This is a genomic window from Bradyrhizobium sp. STM 3809, from assembly GCF_000239795.1.
GTDB lineage: Bacteria > Pseudomonadota > Alphaproteobacteria > Rhizobiales > Xanthobacteraceae > Bradyrhizobium.
This window is the reverse complement of record NZ_CAFJ01000163.1, coordinates 1-16,654: the sequence shown is the minus strand read 5'-3', so window position 1 is coordinate 16,654 and position 16,654 is coordinate 1. Positions and strand designations below refer to the sequence as shown.

The 16,654-nt window shown below is 66.5% G+C and carries 18 protein-coding genes and 1 riboswitch; of the genes, 11 read left to right on the top strand and 7 right to left on the bottom strand.

Annotated elements, in window-relative coordinates; all coding sequences use genetic code 11:
- Window positions 1-228: 228 nt before the first annotated feature.
- The 4 genes from BRAS3809_RS08670 to BRAS3809_RS08655 all read right to left on the bottom strand — a co-directional run bounded on the left by BRAS3809_RS08670 (window position 229) and on the right by BRAS3809_RS08655 (window position 3,130).
- Window positions 229-861, bottom strand: coding sequence for a hypothetical protein (locus tag BRAS3809_RS08670; protein ID WP_008961711.1), 633 nt, complete (start codon window positions 859-861; stop codon window positions 229-231).
- Window positions 862-1,006: 145 nt separating this feature from the next.
- On the bottom strand, window positions 1,007-1,696 hold the full coding sequence (locus BRAS3809_RS08665; RefSeq protein ID WP_085963466.1) for a class I SAM-dependent methyltransferase: 690 nt from the start codon (window positions 1,694-1,696) through the stop codon (window positions 1,007-1,009).
- A 52-nt stretch (window positions 1,697-1,748) separates the two neighbouring features.
- On the bottom strand, window positions 1,749-2,810 hold the full coding sequence (locus BRAS3809_RS08660; protein WP_008961709.1) for a glycosyltransferase family 4 protein: 1,062 nt from the start codon (window positions 2,808-2,810) through the stop codon (window positions 1,749-1,751).
- A gap of 53 nt (window positions 2,811-2,863) precedes the next feature.
- Window positions 2,864-3,130, bottom strand: a complete 267-nt coding sequence (locus BRAS3809_RS08655; protein ID WP_139017326.1) for a hypothetical protein — start codon at window positions 3,128-3,130, stop codon at window positions 2,864-2,866.
- A gap of 29 nt (window positions 3,131-3,159) precedes the next feature.
- On the opposite strand from BRAS3809_RS08655, the gene BRAS3809_RS08650 reads away from it, so the two are divergent.
- The 6 genes from BRAS3809_RS08650 to BRAS3809_RS08625 all read left to right on the top strand — a co-directional run bounded on the left by BRAS3809_RS08650 (window position 3,160) and on the right by BRAS3809_RS08625 (window position 10,146).
- Window positions 3,160-3,858 carry a L,D-transpeptidase gene (locus BRAS3809_RS08650; RefSeq protein ID WP_008961708.1) on the top strand — a complete coding sequence of 233 codons (699 nt, stop codon included), beginning with the start codon at window positions 3,160-3,162 and terminating at the stop codon, window positions 3,856-3,858.
- A gap of 250 nt (window positions 3,859-4,108) precedes the next feature.
- The gene (locus BRAS3809_RS08645; protein WP_008961707.1) at window positions 4,109-5,746 is read left to right on the top strand and encodes a DUF4403 family protein; all 1,638 of its coding nucleotides are present in this window, start codon (window positions 4,109-4,111) and stop codon (window positions 5,744-5,746) included.
- A gap of 197 nt (window positions 5,747-5,943) precedes the next feature.
- Window positions 5,944-6,105: a Flp family type IVb pilin gene (locus BRAS3809_RS08640; RefSeq protein WP_008961706.1), complete on the top strand. Its 162-nt coding sequence runs from the start codon at window positions 5,944-5,946 to the stop codon at window positions 6,103-6,105.
- Window positions 6,106-6,340: 235 nt separating this feature from the next.
- Window positions 6,341-7,552, top strand: coding sequence for an ABC transporter substrate-binding protein (locus BRAS3809_RS08635; protein WP_008961705.1), 1,212 nt, complete (start codon window positions 6,341-6,343; stop codon window positions 7,550-7,552).
- 431 nt (window positions 7,553-7,983) lie between these two features.
- Window positions 7,984-8,724, top strand: a complete 741-nt coding sequence (locus tag BRAS3809_RS08630; protein WP_008961704.1) for a response regulator — start codon at window positions 7,984-7,986, stop codon at window positions 8,722-8,724.
- 21 nt (window positions 8,725-8,745) lie between these two features.
- Complete coding sequence (locus BRAS3809_RS08625; RefSeq protein ID WP_008961703.1) at window positions 8,746-10,146, top strand: ATP-binding protein; 1,401 nt, start codon at window positions 8,746-8,748, stop codon at window positions 10,144-10,146.
- A gap of 68 nt (window positions 10,147-10,214) precedes the next feature.
- Here BRAS3809_RS08625 and BRAS3809_RS08620 read toward each other — a convergent pair whose 3' ends face one another.
- The 3 genes from BRAS3809_RS08620 to BRAS3809_RS08610 all read right to left on the bottom strand — a co-directional run bounded on the left by BRAS3809_RS08620 (window position 10,215) and on the right by BRAS3809_RS08610 (window position 12,983).
- Complete coding sequence (locus tag BRAS3809_RS08620; RefSeq protein ID WP_008961702.1) at window positions 10,215-10,757, bottom strand: PRC-barrel domain-containing protein; 543 nt, start codon at window positions 10,755-10,757, stop codon at window positions 10,215-10,217.
- Window positions 10,758-11,081: 324 nt separating this feature from the next.
- Window positions 11,082-11,330, bottom strand: a complete 249-nt coding sequence (locus BRAS3809_RS08615; RefSeq protein WP_008961701.1) for a hypothetical protein — start codon at window positions 11,328-11,330, stop codon at window positions 11,082-11,084.
- Between the two features lie 171 nt (window positions 11,331-11,501).
- Window positions 11,502-12,983: a hypothetical protein gene (locus tag BRAS3809_RS08610; RefSeq protein WP_008961700.1), complete on the bottom strand. Its 1,482-nt coding sequence runs from the start codon at window positions 12,981-12,983 to the stop codon at window positions 11,502-11,504.
- Window positions 12,984-13,216: 233 nt separating this feature from the next.
- Here BRAS3809_RS08610 and BRAS3809_RS34725 point away from each other — a divergent pair, with 233 nt between their 5' ends.
- The 5 genes from BRAS3809_RS34725 to BRAS3809_RS08585 all read left to right on the top strand — a co-directional run.
- Window positions 13,217-14,032: a lytic transglycosylase domain-containing protein gene (locus tag BRAS3809_RS34725; protein ID WP_008961699.1), complete on the top strand. Its 816-nt coding sequence runs from the start codon at window positions 13,217-13,219 to the stop codon at window positions 14,030-14,032.
- A 78-nt stretch (window positions 14,033-14,110) separates the two neighbouring features.
- Window positions 14,111-14,223: riboswitch (TPP riboswitch) on the top strand.
- Window positions 14,211-15,224 carry an FAD-dependent oxidoreductase gene (locus tag BRAS3809_RS08600; RefSeq protein WP_008961698.1) on the top strand — a complete coding sequence of 338 codons (1,014 nt, stop codon included), beginning with the start codon at window positions 14,211-14,213 and terminating at the stop codon, window positions 15,222-15,224. Its footprint overlaps the riboswitch before it by 13 nt.
- Entirely contained in the window at window positions 15,215-15,412 is a 198-nt protein-coding gene (gene thiS, locus BRAS3809_RS08595) for a sulfur carrier protein ThiS (RefSeq protein ID WP_008961697.1), read from the top strand. The genes BRAS3809_RS08600 and thiS overlap by 10 nt, the downstream gene beginning before the upstream one ends.
- Window positions 15,413-15,605: 193 nt before the next feature.
- Complete coding sequence (locus BRAS3809_RS08590) at window positions 15,606-16,388, top strand: thiazole synthase (RefSeq protein ID WP_008961696.1); 783 nt, start codon at window positions 15,606-15,608, stop codon at window positions 16,386-16,388.
- Window positions 16,375-16,654, top strand: a 280-nt coding sequence (locus BRAS3809_RS08585; protein ID WP_035655785.1) for a thiamine phosphate synthase, incomplete at its 3' end; no start/stop codon positions are given. The genes BRAS3809_RS08590 and BRAS3809_RS08585, both read left to right, overlap by 14 nt.

Below are 16,654 nucleotides of genomic sequence, written 5' to 3'. Positions count from 1 at the left end.
GAGCGACGTGGATGCCCGGGACAAGCCCGGGCATGACGGAGCAACTGACTGACCGCCTTGCTCGTCGCGACAGCCTCGCAGCTTCACCGGCCGTCTCCCGGCCTGCAGAAGCGAGAGTGAGCACACTGCTCCAGCCGCGCCAGCCTCCGTTCAACATCAACAATTCCCCACAAACACCGATGCCCGGGCTTGGCCCGGGCATCGCATCAATTTCGGCTTGACGACGGCTCAGGCGTGCTGCTCCTCGAGATGCTCGCCGATCAGATCCAGGCCGGGATCGATCAGCTCGCCGCGCAGCAGCGCGATCGGCGCCTTGCGGTAGAGCATGAAGTCGTTGAACGGATCGGTGATGATCTTGGTCATCCAGACGAGGCCGGTCTCGACGTCGCGGATGAAGAACAGCTGGATGGTGCGGAACAGCAGACCGCCGATGCCGATCACGAGCCAGAGCTTGGCCATCTCGCGGAAGAACTCCATGGCCGAGGTCCAGGGCGTGAACAGGCCGAAGAACGACGGCTGCAGATAGAGCACCACCGGCGCGGCCGCCCAGATCGACATCAGGACGACCTTGCGCTGCAGATTGTAGCCGACCTTGATCTCTTCCTTGTGCTCGTGGGTGGCCTGGTTGATGTGGTCGTAGCCCCTCGGCTCGAAGAAGAAGTGACCGGCCTGGCGCGAGGTCATCGACACCAGCCACCCGATCAGCGCCGAGATCAGGGGATCGAACACCATCATCACATAGGCGATCATGAAGCTGACCGCGCTGACGAAGTGCAGGCTCTGATTGATGCGGCTGTGGTGATAGTAGCGGTGGTCGTCCCAGCGCTGGATCCGCAGCTGCTCCAGGAAGTGCTTGATCATGGTTGCTCCGAAGAATGAGTTGCAGGTCGTTTACAGGGATTCGGTGTAGGTCGTGTGACATCATCAAGATGTCACGCGATCGGACACGAGGAAACGCCGAAGACTACGGGGAGGCGGAAAGCGGAGGTAGGAGGCTGCCGCGCCCTCAGGCGGCGGCAGCGAGGTCCATCTTGCGGAAGCGGACCAGCGAGAAGTGGCCGAGCGGCGGGATCAGGCGGCGCTCGACCAGCTCCATGCGCTGCGCGCCGGCGAGCCAGCGCATGTAGCGCGACCAGCCGAACTCCGCGGTGCGGAAGCCGAGGCGGCGCACCACGGGCTGCAGCGCCTGCTCGATGACACGACGCAGGCCGTCATCGGCGCTGACGCGGGTCAGGATGATCAGTTCGCCGCCGGGACGCAGCACGCGGGCGAACTCGTCGAGCGCGACCTCCGGATTCGGCACGGCGGTGACGACATATTGCGCCATCACGACGTCGAACGAATCGTCGGGGAAGTCGAGGTTCTCGGCGTCCATCACCGCCAATCCCTCGACGTTCTTCAGGCGCTGCTCGGCGACGCGGCGCATCGCCTTGCCGAGCATCGCCTCGGAGATGTCGGTGCCGAACACGCGGACGTGCGGCGCATAGAGCGGCAGCGAGATGCCGGTGCCGACGCCGACCTCGAGCACGCGGCCGCCCATCTTGTTGGTGGCTGAGATCGCGGCCTTGCGGCCCTTCGCGAACACGCCGCCGAACACCAGGTCGTAGATCGGCGCCCAGCGGTCATAGGCCTGCTCGACCTGCTCGCGGTCGAAGTCGAGCTCCCGCGCGCCGTCGAGCTTCATGGTTTCTGCCATCGTTACATCTCACTTGGTTTTGGAATGAATGAAGTCACGCGCCGCAGGCCGATCAGCCGCGCACCACGCTCTCGCCGGCGAGCACCGGTGCCGATGCCGGACGAAGCACGCGCGAAGGCTGGAGAATGGCGAGGTTGCCGATGAACTGGCGGGCGCTGTTCTCCCAGGAGCGATCGAGCGCGAACGACCGGCAGTCGGCCCGCGACATCGTCAGCGCCTTGAGGCAGGCGGCGCGCAGATCCCAGTCGATCGCGCCGATCGGATGATCGGCGATCACGTCGAGCGGGCCGGTCACCGGGAACGCCGCGACCGGCGTGCCGCAGGCGAGCGATTCCAGCTGCACCACGCCGAAGGTGTCGGTCAGGCTGGGAAACACGAACACGTCGGCCGCCGCCATGTGCGCCGTCAGATCCGGGCCGGTCTTCTCGCCGAGGAAATGCGCGGCCGGGAAGCGGCGCGCGAGCTGGGCCTTGGCCGGACCGTCGCCCACGACGACCTTCGACCCCGGAAGATCGAGCGACAGGAACGCCTCGAGGTTCTTCTCGACCGCGACGCGGCCCACCGACAGAAAGATCGGGCGCGGCAGATCGAGCGTCGCCGGCGCGTCCGGATTGAACAGCCTGGTGTCGACGCCGCGGGTCCAGAAGCCGAGCCGCTTGAAGCCGCGCGAGGCGAGGTCCTGCCGCAGCGAGTTGGTGGCCACCATGGTCATCGCGGCCGCATCATGGAAGCGGCGCATCACCCAATAGCCGACCGCGTCGGGTATGCCCGTGCGCACCGAGACATATTCGGGAAACCGCGTCGTGTAGGACGTCGTGAACGGCAGGCCGTGGCGCAGGCAGTAGCGCCGCACCGCCCAGCCGATCGTGCCTTCGGTCGCGATGTGAATCGCATCCGGCGCGGCGGCCTCGATGCGCCGGGCGATCTCGCCCGCCCGGGTGATGGCAAGCCGCAGGCCCGGATAGGTCGGCACCGCGAAGGACGGAAAACCCTCCGGTGTGAGGAAGGTGATGTCGGCGCCGAGGCCGGCGGCGGCACGCGAGAGCGATGTCAGCGTGCGCACGACGCCGTTGACCTGCGGGTGCCAGGCGTCGGTTGCGATTAAGATCCGCATAAGGCGATCCGGAAAGTTGCAGCGATTCTGAACGGCCGCAAATTCCGACATTGTTATTTCAGGCGTGTGACGTCATCGAACTGTCGAAGGTTCTTTTTACCGCCCTCCACTGCTCGGAACGCCCGGGCAAGCGCGCCCTGTCGTGAAACCGTCATGAAACAAACGGTTAAGCCGACGAAACCGTTTTGCCTGCAGCGTGCAAACGCAGCGAAACTTTTCTCCCTTATGAGTTGCAGCATCGGGCGCAGATCAAACGGCGCCACAAGCGATGATGACAGGCAACTGATTTCAACGAAGCCGGCCGAGACAACGGGCAGCACGCATCGAGCGATCAAACAAGGGGACGTCCATGTTGACATCGGGCACAGTCCGTTCACGTTCCCGCCATCTGTTCGGCGCGCTGATCGCCGGTGCGGTCGTGGCTGCCACTCCGGCGCTCGCCGCTTCGCCGGCGCCACTCCCCTTCCCGTTCCTCCTGCCGCCGCCGGTCGCGACCTACGAGCCGCCGGCGACGGCGCCGCAGGCCATCGAACCGCAAGAGGACGAGGCGGCGCCTTATGAGTTGCCTGCCCGCCTGCGCCGCCAGGTCGTGAGCTACACGACCCGCGAGGCGCCCGGCACCATCGTGATCGATACGCCTAACAAGTACCTGTACTACGTGCTCGGCAACGGCCAGGCGATGCGCTACGGCATCGGCGTCGGCCGCGACGGTTTCACCTGGTCGGGCGTGCAGTCGGTGACCAGGAAGGCCGAATGGCCGGACTGGACGCCGCCGCCGGAAATGATCGCGCGCCAGCCCTATCTGCCGCGCCACATGGCCGGCGGCCCGGGCAATCCGCTCGGCGCCCGCGCGATGTATCTCGGCGGCACGGTGTATCGCATTCACGGCACCAATGCGCCGGAGACGATCGGCACGCATGTGTCGTCGGGCTGCATTCGCCTGACCAACCAGGACGTCATCGACCTCTACTCCCGCGTCAATGTCGGCGCCAAGGTGATCGTGCTGCCGATGGAGCGCCGCGCCGATCTCGGCCGCATCACCCGCTGATCGGCGACCGCTTCCCGCCCCCTTCTCTGATCCTCCCTGACTGGACCGCCGCGGCCCCGTGCCCGGCGGTCATTTCTTTGCGCAGATCGGGGCGTTCACCATCACGGCCGATTGATGGCCCGAAGCTTTGCGGGCTGCTCTGGCGCGCCTCGGTCCGGCCCTGTAAGCTCGGCAATCTTGTATTAACCGCGATCTCGCCGCGTCCGGATTCGAGCCGGCTCCGCGGCAGCCTGGAGTCCGTGGATCCGACATGAACCTTCCAACGCCGCGACCGGATTGGCAGAGCAGGCCTCACCCGCTGGCTCCGAAATCGCAGCGGCCGCCGCGGCGCTCGCCACCGCGGCTGCGGCTGATCCTGATCGGCGCCGCGGGGCTCGCCGCCCTCGCGCTGATCGGCATCATCGTCGCGGAGGTGTTCCTGTTCTCCGGGACGACGCCGACGCCGCAGCTGACCCAACTGCCGCCCCTGCCGCCGGCAACGCGCAACTCGATCGTGATGGCGCCGATGTCGATCTCGCTCGGCGCGATTCGTGACGCCGCCGAAAAGGCGACGCCGCGCAATTTCGCCGGCAAAGCCGACAACCCCGTCAGCCAGATCCTGCAGAACGCCGACATCGGCTGGACCGTGAATCGCGGCGCGATCGCCGCGACCGGCACCCAGGACACGCTGTCGCTGGCGACGCCTCTGTCGGGGCGGCTCAACGTCACCGGCTCGCTGTCGTCGAAGGCCACCGGCGCGATCGGAGACGCGCTGGGCGGCCTGCTGGGCTCGGACGCGGCCAAGCAGATCGGCGGCATCAACATCAAGAACCTGAACGCCACCGCCGACATCAAGGGCAATGTCCTGATCGCGATGCGGCCCCGCGTCGCGGCATCCTGGTATGTCGAGCCAAACTTCTCGGCGCAGGTCAATCTCGGCGACACCGCGCTCACGGTCGCGGGCGCCCGGGTCAACGTTCCGGCTCAGATGAAGCCGGTGATCGACAAGACCGTCAACGAACAGCTTGCCGCGCTCAGCGACCGTCTGCGCAAGGACCCGACGCTGAAGCGCAACGCGCAGGTCCAATGGGCGCGCGCCTGCCGCTCGGTGCCGCTGCAGGGCACGGCGCCGGGGCTGCCCGCGGTCTGGCTCGAGGTCAAGCCGACGCGCGCGCTGGCGGCACAGCCGGTGATCGATACCGCGACCGCCAGCATCACCGTGGGAATCGAGGCGGAAACCAGGGTGACGGCCGCGGAGACCAAGCCGGTCTGCCCGTTCCCCGAGAAGATCACGATCGTTCCGCCGACCGCGGGCGGCATCAACGTCGCGGTTCCGATCGACGTCCCCTTCACCGAGCTCAACAAGCTGGTCGATTCGCAGCTCGCGGGCCGCACCTTTCCGGAGGATGGTTCGGGGCCTGTTGCCGTGACGGTGAAGCACGCGACCGTCGTGCCTTCGGGCAACCGCCTGCTGATTTCGCTGCAGGTCAAGGGCAAGGAGAAGGAGAGCTTCTTCGGCTTCGGGGCCGAGGCCACCGTGCATATCTGGGGACGGCCGATGGTTGATCAGGCGCAGCAGATCCTGCGCCTGTCGGACCTGCAGCTCGCCGTCGAATCCGAAGCGGCGTTCGGCCTGCTCGGCGCCGCCGCCCGCGCCGCCGTTCCGCATCTGCAGCGCGCCCTGCTCGAACGGTCGGTCATCGACCTCAAGCCGTTCGCCGACAACGTCCGCGAGAAGATCGCGAACGCGATCGCCGAGATGCAGAAGAACGAGAACGGCGTCCGCGTCGACACCGACGTCAACAACCTGGCGCTCACCGACATCGCCTTCGACGCAACCACCCTGCGCGTGATCGCGACCGCCGAGGGCACGATGACTGTTCGCATCAACACGCTGCCGGGGCTGTAGTCCGGGAGCCGGCGAGCGATCATCGCTCCACCGGCGGCGGCAATGAACGGACATGTCCCAGGCGCCCTCCGGACACGCGCGGTAACATTTGGCAGCAGAGAGTCTGCGATCGGCTGAACCTACATTTAAAGGTTGGGGCCTACTCGTTGCCGCGTAATTAGTTCAACTCATCATCGGATTTTACGAGGACGGTATCAATGTCGGTCATCCTGCGTTTCCTGAAAGACGAGAGCGGAGCCACGGCCATCGAATACGGCCTGATCGCCGCGGGCATCTCGATCGCCATCATCGCCTCGGTCAACGGCCTCGGCAGCAAGCTGAACACGAAGTTCACATCGATCAACAGCAGCTTGAAGTAGTCGATCGCGACGGCATGAACTCGAGCGCGCCAAAGGCCGTGCCGGCTTCAGCCCGCTCGAAGGATCGTCTGGCCGAACCCGCGGCTCCATGCCGCCGAAAGGAATTACGACAGCTTGATCGATCCTCCGCGGTTCCCGTCTCGATCGGCTTCCGCTCGGGTTTTTCTTGGCCGGTGCAGCAAGACCGGCTAGAGAGCAATGACCAACGAGCAAACATCGAGAACGGGAGAAAACAATGAGGCCCTCGACGCAAGCCGTCGCCGCCGCCATCGCGCTTGCAGCGCTTTGCGGAACCGCTCACGCGCAGACGATTTCCGACGATATCGTGAAGATCGGCGTGCTCACGGACATGTCGAGCCTCTACGCCGACGCGACCGGCAAGGGCTCGCTGGTGGCGGTGCAGATGGCGGTCGAGGATTACGGCGGCAAGGTCAGGGGTAAGAAGGTCGAGGTGGTCTCGGCCGATCACCAGAACAAGCCGGATGTCGGCGTCAACATCGCCCGCAACTGGTACGACAATGAGAAGGTCGACGCGATCTTCGACGTGCCGACATCGTCCGTCGCGCTGCCGATCTCGGCGCTGACGCGGGAGAAGAACAAGATCCACATCAATTCCGGCGGCGGCTCGTCCGACATCACCGGCACGCAGTGCTCGCCCAACACGGTGCACTGGACCTACGACACCTATGCGCTGTCGAACGTCGCCGGCAAGGCGATGGTCAAGCGCGGCGAAGACACCTGGTTCTTCATCACCGCGGACTACGCGTTCGGCCAGGCGCTGGAGCGCGACGCCGCCAACGTCGTGAAGGAGGCCGGCGGCAAGGTGCTCGGCGACGTGCGGCATCCGCTGAACTCGTCGGACTTCTCGTCCTTCGTGCTGCAGGCGCAGGCCTCCAAGGCCAAGGTCGTGGGCCTGGCGAATGCCGGCGGCGACACCCAGAACGCGCTGAAGCAGGCCGCGGAGTTCGGCCTGGCGCAGAGCGGCCAGAAGATGATCGCGCTGCTGATGGAGATCACCGACGTGCATTCGCTCGGCATCAAGTCGACCTCCGGCCTGATCGTCACCGACGCGTTCTACTGGGACATGAACGACGAGACCCGCGCCTTCTCCAAGCGATTCAACGAGAAGGTCGGTCACATGCCGACGATGATCCAGGCCGGCCTCTACTCCGCGACCATGCACTATCTGAAGGCCATCGAGGCGATCGGCACCGACGAGGCGCCGAAGGTCATGGAGCAGATGCGCGCGATGCCGGTGAACGACTTCTTCGCCAAGAACGGCAAGATCCGCATCGACGGCCGCATGGTCCATGACATGTATCTGTTCGAGGTCAAGAAGCCCGAGGAGTCGAAGGGCGACTGGGATCTCTACAAGCTGATCGCGACGGTCCCGGGGGACGAAGCCTTCCGCCCGCTCGACAAGGGCGGCTGCCCGCTGGTGAAGTAGGTCGGATCGAAACTCATAGACTTTGTCGCAGCACCGCTGCCCAATACAGCGCCCTCTCCCCTTGCGGGAGAGGGCAGCTCCGGCCCATCCTCTTGCTCGCTCCGGTGAGGGGTATCTCGCCGCGGGCTCGCTCGTGGAGAGATACCCCTCACCCAAGCGAGTATGCCGCTCTGTTCTGCATGCCCTCTCCCGCAAGGGGAGAGGGCGCATCAACTACCAGCATCGTTTGTGATGAATCTGGGATTGCTAGGTAATCCGGTGCAGTCCCCCCACCTTGGCACCTCTCCGTCCCGCGCCGCGCTTGACGCCTCCATACGAAAGCCGCAACACGGGTCCAGACGATGTCCCGGCCTTGCCGGACTTTGCCGCCAGGAAACATTCCGTAACAAAAAATTTCGCAAAACGCCGCGATTCTAGGTCAATTGATCAGCATGGCCCAGACACAACCCCACATCCTTGTCGTCGAGGACGACCGCGAGACGCGGACGCTGATCGCGAAATATCTGCGCAACAATGCCTGCAACGTGACCACCGCGACCGACGGCCGCGAGATGAGCCGGATCATGGGCGATCACCGCATCGACCTCCTGATCCTCGACGTGATGCTGCCGGGCGAAGACGGCCTGACCCTGTGCCGCAAGCTGCGCGCGGAATCGCAGGTGCCGATCATCATGCTCACCGCTCGCGGCGAGGACGTCGACCGCATTCTCGGGCTGGAGATGGGTGCCGACGACTATCTGCCGAAGCCGTTCAATCCGCGCGAGCTGCTCGCCCGCATCAATGCGGTGCTGCGCCGGCAGGCGGCGGCGATGACGGCGAGCGCCACCGAAGGCGCGACAGCGCTGAGCTTCCTCGGCTGGAAGATCGACTTCCGCCTGCGGGAGCTGCGTAATCCCGAAGGCGCGCGCGTCGCCATGACCAGCGCCGAATTCGACCTGCTGCGCACCTTCTGCGAGCGGCCAGGCCGCGTGCTGTCGCGCGACAGCCTGCTCGACCTGACGCAGGGACGCAGCGCCGGCTCGTTCGAGCGTTCGATCGACGTGCTGGTCAGCCGCATCCGCCGCAAGATCGAGCCCGATCCGCAGGAGGCGACGATGATCAAGACCGTGCGGTCCGGCGGCTACATGTTCACGCCGGTCGTCGAGGTGGTGACCGCGCCCCAGAGCCACTGACGGAGCGGATCGGTAGCCGTGATGATTTCGTTCGGCTTTCTCAACCTGAAGGGAATCCGCGGCCAGATCACGGCACTGGTGGCGATCTCGATCATCGCGCTGCACGCCATCATCACGGCGACGTTCCTGATCTATCGCGCCGAGCAGCCTCCGGGCGAGACCGAGGCTGGTCCATTCCAGCTCGCCACCGTGATCCGCGTGCTCGGACGCGCTCCCGCGGATGAGCGGGCGCGCCTGCTTGCCGACATCGCGCGCGCCTATCCCGAGTTCGACATCAAGCCGCAATCCGGACCGCCGCCGGAGCTGGCACAGCCGGGCGGCGCAGCGGAGCGAGACGGCGCTCCGCGTGGCGGCGAGCCGGATGCCGGGTCGCGCGGCCCGCCCGAGGGCGGCCACGGACCCGGTGGCTTTCGCGGCCTCGGCCCGGGATACCGCGTCTTCATGCCTCCGCCCGGATCGCCGCTGCACCGGGTCGTTTTCGCTCTGCCCGACGGCGAGCTGATCTCCGCCAAGGCGCCGGACCGGCCACACCGGCCGCCATTCTGGGGCGCGCCGTGGCTGACGACCATCCTGTTCGCGCTGATCAGCACGACGCTGCTCGGTCTGTGGGCCGCGCGCGCGCTGACATCGCCCTTGTCGAGCTTTGCCAAGGCGGCCGAGAATTTCAGCCTCGATGGCGAAGGGCCGGCGCTCCCGGAGCGCGGCCCCGAGGAGATCCGCTCGCTGGCGCGGGCGCTGAACCGGATGCGTTCGCGCATCACCGCATTGATCAACGACCGGACCAAGATGCTCGCGGCGATCAGCCACGACCTGCGCACGCCGCTGACCCGCATGCGGCTGCGCTGTGAGTTCGTCGAGGACGAGCTGCAGCGCAGCCGCATGCTGGCCGACCTCGATCAGATGCATGCCATGCTGGGCTCGGTGCTGTCGTTCCTGCGCAACGGCCGCAAGCTCGAGCCGATGACGCTGGTCGACATCGCGAGCATTTTGCAGCTCGTCGCCGACCAGTTCGCCGATGTTGGCCATCATGTGAGCTATGTCGGCCCGACGCGCGCGATGGCGACGGTGCGGCCGGACGATTTGATGCGCTCGGTGACCAACCTCGTCGAGAACGCCGCGAAGTACGGCAAGGAGATCGTCGTCCGCCTGACCGTCGCCGGCAAGCGCCTGACGATCGACGTCGAGGATGACGGTCCGGGAATCGCCGATGCCCGCAAATCCGACATGCTCGAGCCGTTCGTTCGCGGCGACGACGCCCGCAACATGGACGAGGCCACAGGCTTCGGACTTGGGCTGTCGATCGCCAAGGCGATCGTCCTGGCGCATGGCGGCGAGCTGTCGCTGCACGACCGCAAGCCGCACGGGCTGATCGCCCGCATCGAGCTGCCGCTCAACCAGACCAAGCTGCGTCCTGCAGCCTGATACGCAAACGCGCCCGGATGATCCGGGCGCGCCGCGTCGAAACGATCAATCGATCGAAGGGGGCGTCGTTACTCCGAGTACTTGAACTCGGGCATCGACTTCAGCTGGTCCTTGGTCGCGTTGATCATCGCGTGGTCGGGATACCAGCGGCTCTTCGAGGAGCTCATCGACGAGGAGGACGAGGTGCCGGTGGCGGCGCCCGTCGTCGTGGTCGAAGCCGGCGGGTTGGTCGACGAGGTCGTGCCGGTGGCGGGCGCGTTCGAGGCCGTATTCGACTGCACCGGCTGATCCGAGAACTTCACCTGGTCGAACGCGATGGCAACGAGGTGCTCACCCATGCCGAGGAAGCCGCCGACGCCGATCACGACGCCCTTGATGTTGCCGCTCTTGTCGACGAGCATGTCGTCGATGGAGCCGACGTTCTCGTTGTTGTTGTTGTAGACCTTCACGCCGACGAGCTTCGAGGCGCGCCAATCACCCTGATAGGACGCCGCCGTTGTATCGCTCTTGATCGTGGTGTGGGTGGTCGTGGTGGTGCTCTCCGCGGCAAAGGCGGCGGTCGCGAGCAGCAGGGAACCGGCGAGGCCGGCCGCAACAGTCTTCATCACCATGTGGGTGTCTCCTCTCAGTGAATGGTGACGAGAGAACTGCACCGGGCAGTCGGCGTTCCCCGGGAACCACGATTTCGCCATGCTGCGCGACAACCGGTCTCACCGCAGCGCGGAAGTGTTACTCAGTGACGGTTCGATGGAGATGGCTGTGGTGTCGGCACGGAGATGCCTGACGCGTCCGCGGAGTCCGAGCTGTTCACCGCGCTGACGGTCTGCTCCCTCTCGCCATTCTTCACAGGGAGAGGGAGCAGACCGTCAGCGCGGTTGCAGCTCGAAGAGAAGATCCGCACAGTCTTGGTGAGCCGCCTCGGGCAGCTCACCGAACTACGCGGCCAGCGCGCCGTCGTCGTCGACGGCCTCGGCGTAGAATGCAATCGTCTCGTAGCGATAGTCGCAGAGGCGGCAGTGCCAGAGGTAGGCGGTGCGCCGGCCATCCTTCTCGACCCAGGACGGCAGCGCGATCGGTTCGCCGCATTGGGCGCAGGGATTGTTGCGCGGCAGGTCCAGCACGCGGACCGCGGACTGCGCATTGTCGGGCTGGCTGAAATACACCTCGGTTGCCTTCACGGCCATGACGCGCTCCCTTTCTGTTCAGGCTTTTTGGCGGCTTTGAATGAGTCAGGCTTGCTGTCGAACCGACTTGCTGTCGAACTGACGGCTTGCACGATAATCGCGGAGCGCGGCGTTTGCACGCGCCGGGATGCCGCGCGACATCCGACCTCACGCGGTTGCGATCGTCGTCGATCAATCGCTGATCGGGCGGACGGCCGGTTCCGCCCCATGACGTGCAGTCGGCTCGCGGAGGTGAATCGTGGCGATGTCGTCCGAATAGACCCTGTGCCAACCGTCGACATGGTCGAGCAGCTTGGTCGCCGCACTCTGCGTGCGCAGCAGGGTCGCCTCGATGTCGTAGTCCTTCAGCAGACGGAACAGATTGTCCGGCTCCATCAGGCCCGAGGCGGCGTTGTGATCGACGAAGAACTTTTCGCCATACAGCTCGGTGCGGCCGTCGATGAAGGGCGCAACGCCGGAGGCGATGAGATAGCCGCCGAAATCGTAGTCGTTGAGAACACGCGCGAGGTTGAGCTTCTTCAGCTCGGCGACGGCGGCGACCGGCGTGCCGCGCATGTTCGGGGCAAAGGACAGGATCGAAGCCGAAGCCAGCGTGCCGAGCCCGAGCGCGAGGACCGTCGCGGCGATCAGCGACGGCCGCGGCGCGCTCAGCGTCGGCGTCTCGGCGCCGGGCTGCCGGGCGAGCGGCGCTGCCAGCACCAGGGGTCCGATCAGCGCCAGCAACTCGGCGGCGCGCGCCTGGGCCAGCGCCATGTGCAGCAGGCCGAGCAGCATCAGGATCCGCACCGGCGGCAGCTTGACGCCATGCAGCAGCGCGAAGCCGATGGCGAGCAGAAGGCAGATCTCGAACGGACCGAGGCTCTGAAAATCGGTCGCCTTCCATTCCATGATCAGCGGCAGCGCCTGCCCCAGCGACAGGATCTTCTGCGATGCCAGCAGCGCGTTCCAGCCATAGGGCGTGCAGCAGCTCGCCGCCAGGGCGAGCGCGGCGAATGCAGCCCAGCGCAGCGCCAGGCTGCGACGTGCCGCCGCCTCCGCGTTGACCAGCGCGTCGAGCGCCGCCGGCGCGATGAAGAACAGGCCGAACACGAAGCCGCCATGCAGATTGGCCCACAGCGCGATCAGCACGACCAGCGCAACGGGCGGCGCCTGCCTGCGGTCGGCGGCGTCGAGCAGCCCGGCCATCCAGGCGACGAGAATCGGAAACGCCAGCACATGCGGCCGCGCCAGCAGATGCGGCAGGCAGAGCAGGAACGCCGCGACGACGAACAACAAGGTCGTGCTGTCGCGCAGATGCCGGCTCAGCATGCGCGCGAACAGTGCGAATGACAGTGCGATGGCGGAGGCCGCCAGCACGACCGGCCCGGTCCAGCCGGCGAGCTTGTAGACCGAGGCATAGGCGACCTGCGCCAGCCATTGCGTGGAGATCCACGGCGCGCCGCGCATGGTGAAGGAATAGACGTCGACCTCGGGCACGGCCCGATGCTCGATGATCCACTGCCCGACCGTGATCTGCCACAGCGTGTCGGGATCGTTGAGCAGCCGGTTGCCGGAGAGGATCAGCAGCGCATAGACGGCGGCGCCGACCCACAGCGGCAACAGCGCCTGCGCGGGTCGCGCGGTCGCTTCGGTATGGGTGACGGAAAGCGTCATTGCGGCGTGACCCTGGCTGAGAGACCCGCCAGCCAATCACGCCGCGCTCTAATTCGCGGTAAACTGCGGGGGGCCGATGGGCGCGGCAAGCCGCCTCCGGCATTTTGCCGGGGCCTTTGCCGCATTTATGCCATATTATCGCCCGGCGTTCGCGCCAATTACGGTGCGTAAAGTGTTAAACGCGTGTCGGGGGGCTGCTCGGCACGCGGGTGGTTCCCGGGGGATCCTGACAAATGAAACGTCTCGTGCTGACGGCCTGCCTTGCGGGCTTTGCGATGGCTGGTCACCTGCCGTCCGTCATGGCGGCCGAGGATGCGAACGCCGCGTCGGACAGCGCCACATCGGAGGGTGCCAAGGCCCGGACCGGCAAGGTCAAGCTGGCCCATGTCCGCGCCGAAAGCATCAAGGATCTGGCCGCGCGCAGCGCCGTCACCAAGACCGCGCGCGAGGTCGAGGCGATCGAGGCCGTCAGCAGCGCCGACTCCGGCCAGCCGATGGATGCCAATGCAGCCGCGCCGGCCGATGCCGACGCCGTGCCGGCCGATGCGCCCGCCGTCGAGCCGCGCGATGGCAAGGCGGCCGAGGTCAAGTCCGATAGCAAGCCCAAGCACATGAACACCGGCCATCCGCACATCGACGCGCTGGTCGCCGTGCACGCCGCCGCCAACAACATTCCCGAGTCGCTGATCCACCGCGTCATCGTGCGCGAGAGCAAGTATCAGCCGAACCTGGTCGGCCGCTGCGGCTGCATCGGCCTGATGCAGATCAAGCTCGGCACCGCGCGCGGCCTCGGCTACACCGGCGACGCGGCCGGCCTGCACGATCCCAACACCAACCTCACCTATGGCGTGCGCTACCTCGCCGGCGCCTATCGCGCCGCCCATGGCGACCACGACCGCGCGGTCGCCTATTTCGCGAAAGGCTATTACGAGGAGGCCAAGCGGCAGCGCCTGGCCGACGCGCGGCCGGTCAGCCGCGCCGAGCGCGTGAGCGCGCCGCTCGACATCACGCCGAGGATCGAGACCCGCCGCCACGCGCGGGCGCACTGACGCGGTTTGGTTCCTAAACGCTGCGCAGCGTCTTTCCGTGACACTCCGTTGACACGGAGCCGTATCGGTCTATTTTAAGCGCGTTCCGAGGGGAGCTCCGAGGGGGAGCTGAGATACCGCAGCGCGAATGCGGTGACCCTTTGAACCTGATCCGGGTCATGCCGGCGAAGGGACAGGGATGCAGCAGACAACGACCCGCGGGGATCGTCCCGTATCCATCATCGGCGCCGGTATCGCGGGCGCCTGGCAGGCGCTGATGTTCGCGCGCGCCGGGCACGACGTGACCTTGCATGAGCGCAGCGACGCCGGCCTCATGCTCGCCACCAGCCATTGGGCCGGCGGCATGCTGGCACCGTATTGCGAGAGCGAGGTCTCGGAGCCCCTCATCACCCGGCTTGGCCTGTCGTCGCTGGACCTGTGGCAGCGCGAAATGCCGGAGACGCCGTTCAACGGCTCGCTGGTGATCGCGCATGCCCGCGACCGCGCCGACTACGACCGGTTTGCCCGCCGCACCTCGGGCTATCAGCGCCTCGATGCGGCTGGTCTGGCGGAGCTCGAGCCGTCGCTGGAAGGCCGCTTCCGCGAGGGTCTGTTCTACCCCACCGAAGGCCATGTCGAGCCGCGCCGCGTGCTGCCCAGGCTGCACCAGCGGATCATCGAGGCTGGCGGCCGCGTGCTGTTCAACAGCAACGTGGCGGCCGCTGATCTCGACGGTCTCGTCATCGACTGCCGCGGCCTCGAGGCGCGCGACGCCGAGCCGGAGCTGCGCGGCGTCAAGGGCGAGATGATCCTGATCGAGACCTCCGAAGTGCAGCTCGCGCGCCCCGTGCGGCTGATGCACCCACGCTTCCCGCTCTATCTGATCCCGCGCGCGGACAATCTGTTCATGCTGGGGGCGACCTCGCTCGAGGCCGAGGACACCGGCGTCAGCCTGCGCTCGGCGCTGGAGCTGTTGGGCGCCGCCTATTCCGTGCACCCGGCGTTCGGCGAGGCGCGCATCCTCGAATTCGGCTCCGGCCTGCGGCCGGCCTATCCCGACAATCTGCCCCGCATCACGGTCACCGGCGAGCGCGAGATCCGCGTCAACGGCCTCTACCGCCACGGCTTCCTGATCGCGCCGGCGCTGGCGCAGGCGACGCTCAACTATGTGGAGCGCGGCCAGATCGACAACGAGGTGATGCGATGCGCGTGACGGTCAACGGCGAGGCCCGCGACATCAGCGCCACCGACGTCGCCGCGCTGCTGTCGGAGCTCGACTACGAGGGCAGCCATTTCGCCATCGCGCTGAACTACGACGTCGTGCCGAAGAGCCGCTGGGCCGAGACCGCGCTCAAGGCCGGCGACGAGATCGAGATCATCACGCCCCGGCAGGGAGGGTGATGATGGCCCGGCTCGCGCGTCACTCTCTGCTGTCGTCCCGGCGAACGCCGGGACCCATAACCACCGTCGGCGGTGATGGCCCTCGGTCTCTCCTCGCGTGCCCCAAGCCACATCACGCGGTATGGGTCCCGGCGTTCGCCGGGACGACAGCTGTATTCGCGGCGACCACCGTCCGACATGACGGAGACAATCGATGCTGAAATTCTACGACAAGACCTTCACCTCGCGCCTCCTCGTCGGCACCGCGCTCTATCCCTCCCCCGCCATCATGCAGGAGTCGATCCGCGCCTCCGGTGCCGAGATCGTCACGGTGTCGCTGCGGCGCGAGGCTGCCGGCGGCAAGACCGGTGATGCGTTCTGGAAGCTGATCAACGCGCTCGGCGTCACCGTGCTGCCGAACACCGCCGGCTGCCGCAGCGTGCGCGAGGCGGTGACCACCGCCAAGCTCGCGCGCGAATTGTTCGGCACGGCCTGGATCAAGCTCGAGGTCATCGGCGACAACGACACGCTGCAGCCCGACGTCGTCGGACTGGTCGAGGCTGCCACCATCCTGATCAAGGACGGCTTCGAGGTCTTCCCCTACTGCACCGAGGATCTCACCGTCGCGATGCGGCTCGTCGATGCCGGCTGCAAGGTCGTGATGCCCTGGGCCGCGCCGATCGGCTCGGCCAAGGGCATCATCAACCGCGACGCGTTGAAGCTGTTGCGCGACCGCCTGCCCGACATCACCCTCGTTGTCGATGCCGGCCTCGGCGCGCCCTCGCACGCGGCGGAAGCGCTGGAACTCGGCTACGACGCGGTGCTGCTCAACACCGCGATCGCCAAGGCCGCCGACCCCGTGGCCATGGCGCGCGCCTTCAAGCTCGGAGTCGAATCCGGCCGCACCGCCTACGAGGCCGGGCTGATGGACGCCCGCGATTTCGCCTCGCCATCCACCCCTGTCGTTGGGACTCCGTTCTGGCATGCCGTATCCTGATCGCTTCTATCCCGTCGTCGACTCGCTCGCCTGGGTCGAGCGCCTGACCAGGCTCGGCGTCGGCACCGTGCAACTGCGTGCGAAAAATCTCGACGACGGCCAGGCGCTGCAGATCGTCACCGACGCGCTTGCGATTACCAAGGGCACCGCAACCAAGCTGATCGTCAACGACTACTGGCACGCCGCGATCGTCGCGGGCGCGGAGCACGTCCATCTCGGCCAGGAGGATCTGGCGGAAGNAGATGTGAAGGCGATCAAAGAGGCCG

Excerpts from the sequence above, each read along its gene's own strand:
- BRAS3809_RS08660 (WP_008961709.1), bottom strand. The coding sequence starts at position 2,810 with ATGCGGATCTTAATCGCAACCGACGCCTGGCACCCGCAGGTCAACGGC.
- BRAS3809_RS08600 (WP_008961698.1), top strand. The coding sequence starts at position 14,211 with ATGCAGCAGACAACGACCCGCGGGGATCGTCCCGTATCCATCATCGGC.
- BRAS3809_RS08635 (WP_008961705.1), top strand. The coding sequence starts at position 6,341 with ATGAGGCCCTCGACGCAAGCCGTCGCCGCCGCCATCGCGCTTGCAGCG.
- BRAS3809_RS08625 (WP_008961703.1), top strand. The coding sequence starts at position 8,746 with ATGATTTCGTTCGGCTTTCTCAACCTGAAGGGAATCCGCGGCCAGATC.
- BRAS3809_RS08640 (WP_008961706.1), top strand. The coding sequence starts at position 5,944 with ATGTCGGTCATCCTGCGTTTCCTGAAAGACGAGAGCGGAGCCACGGCC.
- BRAS3809_RS08615 (WP_008961701.1), bottom strand. The coding sequence starts at position 11,330 with ATGGCCGTGAAGGCAACCGAGGTGTATTTCAGCCAGCCCGACAATGCG.
- BRAS3809_RS08610 (WP_008961700.1), bottom strand. The coding sequence starts at position 12,983 with ATGACGCTTTCCGTCACCCATACCGAAGCGACCGCGCGACCCGCGCAG.
- BRAS3809_RS08645 (WP_008961707.1), top strand. The coding sequence starts at position 4,109 with ATGAACCTTCCAACGCCGCGACCGGATTGGCAGAGCAGGCCTCACCCG.
- BRAS3809_RS08630 (WP_008961704.1), top strand. The coding sequence starts at position 7,984 with ATGGCCCAGACACAACCCCACATCCTTGTCGTCGAGGACGACCGCGAG.
- BRAS3809_RS08590 (WP_008961696.1), top strand. The coding sequence starts at position 15,606 with ATGCTGAAATTCTACGACAAGACCTTCACCTCGCGCCTCCTCGTCGGC.
- BRAS3809_RS08665 (WP_085963466.1), bottom strand. The coding sequence starts at position 1,696 with ATGGCAGAAACCATGAAGCTCGACGGCGCGCGGGAGCTCGACTTCGAC.
- BRAS3809_RS08650 (WP_008961708.1), top strand. The coding sequence starts at position 3,160 with ATGTTGACATCGGGCACAGTCCGTTCACGTTCCCGCCATCTGTTCGGC.
- BRAS3809_RS08620 (WP_008961702.1), bottom strand. The coding sequence starts at position 10,757 with ATGGTGATGAAGACTGTTGCGGCCGGCCTCGCCGGTTCCCTGCTGCTC.
- thiS (WP_008961697.1), top strand. The coding sequence starts at position 15,215 with ATGCGCGTGACGGTCAACGGCGAGGCCCGCGACATCAGCGCCACCGAC.
- BRAS3809_RS34725 (WP_008961699.1), top strand. The coding sequence starts at position 13,217 with ATGAAACGTCTCGTGCTGACGGCCTGCCTTGCGGGCTTTGCGATGGCT.
- BRAS3809_RS08670 (WP_008961711.1), bottom strand. The coding sequence starts at position 861 with ATGATCAAGCACTTCCTGGAGCAGCTGCGGATCCAGCGCTGGGACGAC.